The organism is Marinomonas gallaica (genome assembly GCF_001639745.1).
In the GTDB taxonomy this organism is placed as follows: Bacteria; Pseudomonadota; Gammaproteobacteria; order Pseudomonadales; family Marinomonadaceae; genus Marinomonas; species Marinomonas gallaica.
Genome location: NZ_LTAX01000056.1, coordinates 1 through 376 on the forward strand (window position 1 = coordinate 1; position 376 = coordinate 376).

The 376-nt window shown below is 45.2% G+C and carries 1 protein-coding gene; it reads right to left on the reverse strand.

What is annotated here, in order from left to right; genetic code table 11:
* Positions 1-376, reverse strand: a 376-nt coding sequence (gene gspL / locus AYW76_RS18570; RefSeq protein WP_231872656.1) for a type II secretion system protein GspL, incomplete at both ends; no start/stop codon positions are given.

Below are 376 nucleotides of genomic sequence, written 5' to 3' on the forward strand. Positions count from 1 at the left end.
TGGTAAAGCCGAGTATGCTGTTAGCGGTAGATATTCATCATCTTCCTGTGCCCATTCAGATTGAGCAACTAAAGACAACCAGTCACTCTCGACTGACATCCCCTGATAAGACGACTTTTTCACTAACCATTGCTGACCAAGCTCAACGGCAGACATACCATCGTTATCAGGCAAAGCTAATACGTCTGGCATTACTTTTTGTATTTGACAGCCAATATCACCAAGTTCCATAAGGACCTTTTCTAACCACTCAGAGTCCAGCGCACATACCTGTGCACGACCTTGTGATTTACTCAGGATGGTAAAGTGCAGTTGATCGACATCCTGCGCTAAGTCATCTTCCAGCACATAGGGCAGCATAGATTCAAGCTGACGA